The sequence below is a fragment of the Vibrio sp. 10N.222.51.C5 genome (genome assembly GCF_041474575.1).
Taxonomy (GTDB): domain Bacteria; phylum Pseudomonadota; class Gammaproteobacteria; order Enterobacterales; family Vibrionaceae; genus Vibrio; species Vibrio crassostreae_C.
In genome coordinates, this window is the sequence record NZ_JBFRUJ010000072.1 from 1 (window position 1) to 7,544 (window position 7,544).

Below are 7,544 nucleotides of genomic sequence, written 5' to 3' on the forward strand. Positions count from 1 at the left end.
GAATTAAATCACCAATTAAATTTATATGGTGATCCAAATCTTTAGTTTGATTTATTTTGGTTAACCAATAACCCGTTAATTATTAAAATTGGTCATGTACTTATTATTATACTAACAATAGGATCGTGACCATGAAGCGTCTTACCCTGACACCTATAGCAATCGCGTTGCTTCTTGCAGGATGTAACTCATCTGATAGCGACAATAACTTCCAGCAACCCCAAGTTCACTCTCGTGTTCATGATGTATTGAACGTTGAGGGCTACCAATTCCGAGATTCTAACGGTAATGGAACACTGGAGCCTTTTGAAGACTGGCGATTATCTCCAGAAGAGCGAGCAGCAGACTTGGTTAGCCGCATGACGCTAGATGAGAAAGCCGGCATGATGCTCATTGACACCTTAAACTCGTCCAAAGGTGGGCTCGTTAGTAGTAAAGGACAAGACATGATTGGCGATGCCCAAATGACGCGCTTTATCTTCCGTAACAGCGTAGTTGAAACACCTACCAATGCGCCTGATTGCGATTCAGGCCGTTCAGGTTGTCAGATAACCCCAACAGAAGCTGCCCAGTTCATGAATAGTGTTCAAGAACTGCGTGAACAGACGCGAATGGGTATCCCCGCTCTATTCAAATCCAATGCTCGTAACCACATAGATCCATCAGCTAAAGCAGGGATCAACGTTTCTTCAGGTGCCTTTTCTGCTTGGCCTAAAGAGGCAGGTTTAGCAGCCACTCGCGACATGGATTTAATCACTGAATTTGCAGGTATCATGAATGAAGAATGGTCTTCAATTGGCCTACGCAGTATGTACGGATACATGATGGATTTGGCGACAGAACCTCGTTGGTACCGAGTACACGAAACCTTTACCGAAGATGCAGATTTAGCGTCTGACATTATGCGCTCACTTATCAAAGGGTTGCAGGATGGCGGTGAGGTCAACGAAGACAGTATCGCGCTAACCATCAAACACTTCCCTGGTGGCGGTCCACAAGAAAACGGTGGTGACCCACATTATGACTTCGGTAAAAACCAAGTCTATCCAAAGAACAATTTTGATTACCACCTAAAACCGTTTATTACTGCGATTGAGGCTGGCGCTTCTTCAATCATGCCTTACTACGGCATCCCTGTAGATCAAAAGTGGATGCCAAACGATGTTGGTATGTCCTTCTCAAAAGGCATTGTTACCGACCTTCTCAGAGACGAATTGGGCTACACAGGTAACGTGAACTCAGATACCGGCATTATTGGCGATCGTGCATGGGGTGTGGAACACAAAACGATTGATGAGCAGGTTGCCATGGCGGTCGAAGCTGGAGTCGATGTTCTTTCAGGTTTCCATGATAAAGAAGTCATCGTGAAACTCGTGGAAAAAGATCTGCTTACCGAAGAGCGTGTCGACCTATCAGTCACACGCTTACTTGAAGAACAATTCAAGCTTGGCCTTTTCGAAAACACTTACGTTGATGAGAAAAAAGCCCAAGAGATTTTAGGCAACGAGAAGTAACAAGAACGCGCTGATTACGCACAGAAAAAGTCTGTCGTCTTACTTCAAAATACCAATAAGACTTTACCTCTAGCTGAATCAACCGCACAAAATCCTGTTGCTCTGTATGTCATGGGAATGGACGAAAACATTGCAGGAGACGACAAGTACAACTTTACCGTGACTTCCGGAGATTACGAAGCGGGAGAAACGCGTCCACCAGTACCAGCCGATACGGACTATGCGGTTATTCGTGTTCGCGTATCTAACGAAGGCTCAGATCCTGATCTTATCTTTGGTGGCGCGAACCCAGATGAACTCGATATTCTTGCGTTCAGTGAAATGGCTACAGCTGCATCTTGGCATATTGAACCAAGCCTAAGCGACATTAAAGCCGTTATGAACGAAGTGGGCGCTGACAAAACGGTATTGTCCATCAACTTTAGACAACCCTTCGTGCTAGACGATCAAAGTAATCTTAAGCAAGCCGGTGCCGTGATCGCCACATTTGGTGTCTCGGACAGCAACCTAATGGAAGTACTTTCAGGCAACTTTGCTCCTCAAGGAAAACTGCCATTTGCTTTAGCGAACAGTGCCCAAGCCATTCAAAACCAAGACTCAGACTACCCTGGGTATGATCAAGCCGACACCCTTTACCCGTTCGGACATGGTTTAAGTTACGAATAATATTTGAGCTAATTCAGGCAGTGTTGAGCACTGCCTTTCCTTCTTAGATACCAAGGACAAAGTCATGGAACATATCTTACAACTGGGTTGGGATGATCACGCTATTCCACATAAAATCTGGATAGAACAATACTACGATGGGTGTCGTATCTGCTTGAAAGTCGTAAAAGACGTTGAGCCAGAAATGCTCTCATTGATTGTTCCAAATATTGATGTGCAAACCACTCATAAGGCGTGGCAAGGCAAAGCGACGAACATTACACCAGCCTATGATGACGGCGTGTTGTTCACTCAAACTCGCTCGCTATTCAATTTGCCTCATGGCTGCGTGATTTGGGCGGTAACACATATCCAGATGCAAAACGGCTTAAAAATGTCGGCAGACAAATTGTGCTTCGTACCAAAATACAGCAATCAAGATTCTTGTTTTAAGGTTCCAGCATAACGTAACAACAAGCCGAGTCGCTTATCCAACTTGGCGCTAATCTGCGAAGAACCATAAAAAAGGCCAGCGTATACACGTTGGCCTTACTTCTGTCTGTCATCAGGATTAAGCACTAATCAATCAACACCAACGAATCGATGGCATTGGATTCATTTAGATATCTCATTCTTGGCGGGCATTTGGCACCCGTAATAAGACAATGCTCATTCGAAAAAGACGAAATAAATTTAAAAAAAGTTATTTCGCCGTTTTGATCATCGTAGCTCGCGGTTTACAGCTGAGGTTCTTGGGTCTTATTGACTATGAGGTCGCGAAGCCATTTGTGGCTTGGTTCAGAATCAAAGTAACGGTGCCAAAGCAAAAACAAACCACCGGGAACCAACTCAATAGGAATCGGCTTCATCACCAGTTCGCCACTCTCAATATAGTCACGAACCGAGTTGTACGGATAACACATCAGCAAATCGCTTTGTTTGCACAGCTTTACTGCGCTGGTGATGTCCGACACGTTGGCGGCTTTGTTAATTTGAAGCTGTTTGGCTTGCAAGATTTCCAGTAGCAACCAGTCGCCAACGCCACCGGTCACCAACTGAATATGACGGTATTTAAGGAAGGCTTGCAGATTCCACTCTTCTTGAAGTACTGGGTGATCATTTCGCATCAAGCACACAGAGTAATCTTGCAGCAACTCGACGTGGTTTAGCTCGGCAGGGATATTTTGAATGTGGGTGCTAGCCCTTTCATCGAGCTCAAAAATTCCAATCCCGAAATCGACCTCACGCTTTAGTAAGCGCTTAAAGGTTTCGCTGCTCCAAGTAGTGCTGTTTACCGTAATGTTCGGCGCATCTGCTAGCGCGTTAGGCATAAATTTAGGGTAAATCGCGGTATAAGCGGTTTCAACAAGATCGATATTAAAAGTGCGTTCGCTGTCTTTCGGCTCAAAAATGTCCGGCACGGTTAGCTGTTCAACTTGCAAAAGGATCTGATGAATCTTAGGCGCTAAAGAAGTAGCTTTCGGGGTTGGAAACAGACCTTTAGATTCGCGCTCAAATAGCGGGTCATCAAACAAAGTTCGCAGCTTGGTGAGTTGTTTACTCACCGCAGACTGACTAAGGAACAATCGCTCTGCCGTTTTGCTCACGCTGCGCTCTTCAAGCAACACGTGTAAACACAGCAGTAAATTCATATCACATTTGAGTAAGCTTTTAACATCTACCATGATATTCCTTAGATTCAGATTAATGATGACTTTATGTCACTTTAAATCATATCACAAACTTGTTAATTTAAGCCCATGTAACCTATGAGTTAATAACTCAAAAAATAATAGACCTAAGGAATACTCATGAACTTTCTAGCACTCCCTAAGATTGATCTGCACTGCCACCTAGACGGAAGTGTTCGTCCAGACACCATTATTGATCTGGCGAAACAGTACGGAATCGAACTTCCAGAAGACCGTGAAGCGGTAGTAAAGTCTCTAACAGTGCCTGAAGATTGCAAAAACCTTGATGAGTACCTAGCTTGCTTTAGCCTGCCACTGCAAGTGATGCAAACGGAAGAAGCGATTGAGCGTATCTCTTTTGAGCTTTACGAAGACGCAGCACTAGAGAACGTTAAATACCTAGAAGTTCGTTTTGCACCGATTCTTCACGTAAACAAGGGCTTGTCTCTTGATGCAATCATCGCAAGTGCGGTTAAAGGCATGAAGCGTGCAGAAGAGAAATACGACATTAAGGGCAACTACATCATGTCTGTACTTCGTATGTTCCCGAAAGACTCAATCAAAGATGTAATCGACGCTGGTAAACCATACCTTGGTAAAGGCGTGGTTGCGTTTGATATTGCAGGCGGTGAAAAGCCGGGCTTCTGCGCTGAATTCCCTGAGTACACGCAATACGCTATTGAACAAGGCTACCGTGTGACGGTTCACGCAGGTGAGCAATGGCATGGTCAGAACGTTTACGATGCAGTTACTCTGCTAGATGCTGAACGTATCGGCCACGGTGTTCACATCCAAGGTAACGAAGACGCGTACAACATCGTTAAAGAGAAGCAGGTTGCGCTTGAAACTTGCCCAACAAGTAACGTGCAAACTAAATGTATTCACAAATTCAGCGACCACCCAATTGCTGAATTCAAGAAAGACGGCATCGTTGTAACGATCAACACAGACAACCGCACTGTGTCGAACACAACCATGACTAACGAAGTGAAGCGTGTATGTGAAACGTTCGGTCTAACACAAGAAGACTACGCAGAGATCTACAAGTACTCTGTAGAGAGCGCTTTTGCTTCAGACGAAGTGAAACAGCACCTAATGGGTTTCGTTGAGCAAATCTAATTTGAGCAATCTTGATTGCTAAGTAGAAAAACAGGAAGAGAAAGGCTTAGGCTTTTCTCTTTTTTTATGTCCAATTATCCGTATTCTAATATCGATGTTGACGAATGGGATGCAAACAATGAAAACAGAACTCGAGAAAATGCTGTCCGGCGAGATTTTTGATGGCGCAGACCATGAGGTAGACCACATGCGCACTCACGCCAGCAAGGCGCTATCAGACTTGAATCAATGTTCAGACGATACTCAACTACCAAGTCTTCAGGCTAATCTGTTTGGTAAAGTAGGAAGCAGCGTTGTCCGTCCTCCTTTTCATTGCGAGTTTGGCAAAACCATCGAGATCGGTGACGACACCTTTATCAACATGAACGTGGTGATGCTTGATGGCGCGAATATCAAGATTGGTAACAATGTATTGATAGGGCCAAGTGCCCAGTTTTACACAGCCTCCCACTCACTGGATTATCTCAGCCGCCGTAAGTGGGAAACTTTCTGCCTACCTATCACAGTCGAAGACGATGTGTGGATTGGTGGAAACTCAGTCATCAACCAAGGCGTTACGATTGGCGCTCGCTCTGTTATCGCAGCGAACTCAGTGGTTAACAGTGATGTACCACCAGATTGCCTGTACGGCGGCACGCCGGCGAAGTTAATTCGACACTTGGATACTGAGCAATAAAGTTAAATAGAAAAATAAAGCTCATTAAAAGAACAAATAGAAAAAGAGGCGATGTTCATGATGAAACAGCGCCTCTTTTTAATCGATTCGTTTTAGCTTTTATCAGTCTTTTCTATCCGTCGTTTTTCTACTTATCTTGCCTACCTAAATTATCTACATAGAGAAACCTGACTAAAATAGATAGCTTGAGAATTTCGCTACATGATCACGTACATTCGACGCCAAGAGCACGAAGTTCGTTCTCACATTGCGCAGAATCGATAAACTGAATACCCGCCATACCTACGGCTTTTGCTCCTTCTACGTTGTAAGGCATATCATCAATGAACACCGTTTCTGAAGCCTCCAGTCCATTATTTGAAAGCAACGCTTGGTAAATCTCAGGCTGCGGTTTAAGCATGCCAAGTTCAGCGGATACGGCTGCGCCATCAAACAAAGGCCAAAATTCGTAGGTGGCTTTTAGGTGTTCAACAATCTCGACCACGTTGTCGGTAAGTGCATACACACTATACCCAGCACGCTTTACGCGCTCGATAAGGTCGACAGAACCATGCAATAAGATCTGCGTTTTCTTAACGTAATAAAACAGGCGGTCGCACTCTAATGAAGATAAATCGAGCTCTTGTTGGTAGCGAAGTTTGGCTTCATTTTCGGTTAAGAACCCTTTGTTCAAATCCGACCAAATCGCACTTTGGAAAATCGAAAGCGCTCGGGCTTCAGGGTCGGCAATGTTACCAAACGTTAGTTGAGTAATTTCCAGCGGCGACCAACGCACAATCACATTACCCACATCAAATACGACATTTTGATTTGATTCGAACTCATACCCTACTCCTGAATTAGTCACTTAAAATAGCAACAACACAGACATTAAATGCCGCACGTTAAAGTTCATAATCTTGTTTTACAAAATGAGGACTAGAATCACAAGATGTAATCAAGTCAGCGCAAAAGGTGGTCACTAGTACCCCTAACTAACCCTATTTATCATCACCCACTTAACCTTCTATGTTACAATTATGAGTCATTCAGAGCGTACTGAATCCCTGATTTAGTTCACTATTCTTTAGTCACAGTGAATACACTTTAAAGTTATTGATCTATGAAAAAGTACGAGTTAGTTGTCCAAGATATTGTGAGCAAGATCTGTCAAAACAGTATCAATCATAAGCTTCCCGCGGAAAGAGAACTCTCTGAAATATATGGGTTATCTCGATTTACTATTCGAAAAGCGCTAGCCAAGCTAGAGGCTATTGGCATGGTGAAATCTAAGGTGGGTTCTGGTTACTTCGTCAACACTTCTCTCATTGGTACACCACTGGTGTACAACTCCATTACTGAAAACAGTTTTGAAGAGATCTCTTATAAAAAGCTCCAACTGAATAAAGCGCTACCCGATAACCACGAACAGCAAATTTTTTCTTTAGACGACAATGACTACATTTGGAAAATTAGACGTCTTCGATTGATTAACAACAAAGTAGTTCAGATTGAAGAAGCCAAGATCCCTGTCAGCGTCTTCCCAGAGATGAATGCCGAGATCATTGAAAGCTCAATCCAGAAACATGCGCTAGCGAAAGGCCTTCAGATCGATAGCTACTTAACGACGTATCAAGCGATCAATGTTTCTAAAGAAGATGCGGAGTTGCTCGGCTGCAAAAAAAATGCGGCGGCGATGAATATCACCAACCGAGGTTTCTTAGCATCGGGGGATCTATTCATCGTCAGCGATATCATCGACATCAAATATCAATGCACCTATCACACTCCTTTTAACAATGAGAGCATGAGCTTCCGAGATAAGAAGTAACCTTTTAATTCGATTTAATATGGTTAATTTTTATAGATATAAGTTAATTACTCTATAGATTAGCCACTAATATTATTTCACATCTAATA

Annotated in this window: 6 protein-coding genes and 1 pseudogene; 5 read left to right on the forward strand and 2 right to left on the reverse strand. The window is 43.5% G+C overall.

All coding sequences use genetic code 11. From position 1 onward, the window contains the following. Positions 1 to 131 precede the first annotated feature (131 nt). Positions 132 to 2,180: pseudogene (locus AB4558_RS20110) on the forward strand (glycoside hydrolase family 3 N-terminal domain-containing protein). Positions 2,181 to 2,244: 64 nt separating this feature from the next. After that, positions 2,245 to 2,625 (forward strand): hypothetical protein, encoded by a 381-nt coding sequence (locus tag AB4558_RS20115; protein ID WP_017057786.1) that lies wholly within the window; start codon positions 2,245 to 2,247, stop codon positions 2,623 to 2,625. A gap of 271 nt (positions 2,626 to 2,896) precedes the next feature. Here AB4558_RS20115 and AB4558_RS20120 read toward each other — a convergent pair whose 3' ends face one another. Further along, complete coding sequence (locus AB4558_RS20120; protein WP_059017760.1) at positions 2,897 to 3,844, reverse strand: LysR family transcriptional regulator; 948 nt, start codon at positions 3,842 to 3,844, stop codon at positions 2,897 to 2,899. A gap of 126 nt (positions 3,845 to 3,970) precedes the next feature. On the opposite strand from AB4558_RS20120, the gene add reads away from it, so the two are divergent. Both add and AB4558_RS20130 read left to right on the forward strand, forming a co-directional pair. Beyond that, the gene (gene add / locus AB4558_RS20125; RefSeq protein WP_017061091.1) at positions 3,971 to 4,969 is read left to right on the forward strand and encodes an adenosine deaminase; all 999 of its coding nucleotides are present in this window, start codon (positions 3,971 to 3,973) and stop codon (positions 4,967 to 4,969) included. A gap of 118 nt (positions 4,970 to 5,087) precedes the next feature. After that, entirely contained in the window at positions 5,088 to 5,645 is a 558-nt protein-coding gene (locus AB4558_RS20130; RefSeq protein ID WP_372074133.1) for a sugar O-acetyltransferase, read from the forward strand. Between the two features lie 205 nt (positions 5,646 to 5,850). Here the strand turns inward: AB4558_RS20130 and AB4558_RS20135 are convergent, their stop codons facing one another. Beyond that, on the reverse strand, positions 5,851 to 6,492 hold the full coding sequence (locus AB4558_RS20135) for an HAD family hydrolase (protein ID WP_372074131.1): 642 nt from the start codon (positions 6,490 to 6,492) through the stop codon (positions 5,851 to 5,853). 255 nt (positions 6,493 to 6,747) lie between these two features. Here AB4558_RS20135 and AB4558_RS20140 point away from each other — a divergent pair, with 255 nt between their 5' ends. Then, on the forward strand, positions 6,748 to 7,455 hold the full coding sequence (locus AB4558_RS20140) for a GntR family transcriptional regulator (protein ID WP_017065208.1): 708 nt from the start codon (positions 6,748 to 6,750) through the stop codon (positions 7,453 to 7,455). The last annotated feature ends 89 nt before the right edge of the window (positions 7,456 to 7,544 follow it).

What these genes read in the sequence shown, in the direction of transcription:
- AB4558_RS20115 (WP_017057786.1), top strand. Translation starts at nt 2,245, where the DNA reads ATGGAACATATCTTACAACTGGGTTGGGATGATCACGCTATTCCACAT.
- AB4558_RS20120 (WP_059017760.1), bottom strand. Translation starts at nt 3,844, where the DNA reads ATGGTAGATGTTAAAAGCTTACTCAAATGTGATATGAATTTACTGCTG.
- add (WP_017061091.1), top strand. Translation starts at nt 3,971, where the DNA reads ATGAACTTTCTAGCACTCCCTAAGATTGATCTGCACTGCCACCTAGAC.
- AB4558_RS20130 (WP_372074133.1), top strand. Translation starts at nt 5,088, where the DNA reads ATGAAAACAGAACTCGAGAAAATGCTGTCCGGCGAGATTTTTGATGGC.
- AB4558_RS20140 (WP_017065208.1), top strand. Translation starts at nt 6,748, where the DNA reads ATGAAAAAGTACGAGTTAGTTGTCCAAGATATTGTGAGCAAGATCTGT.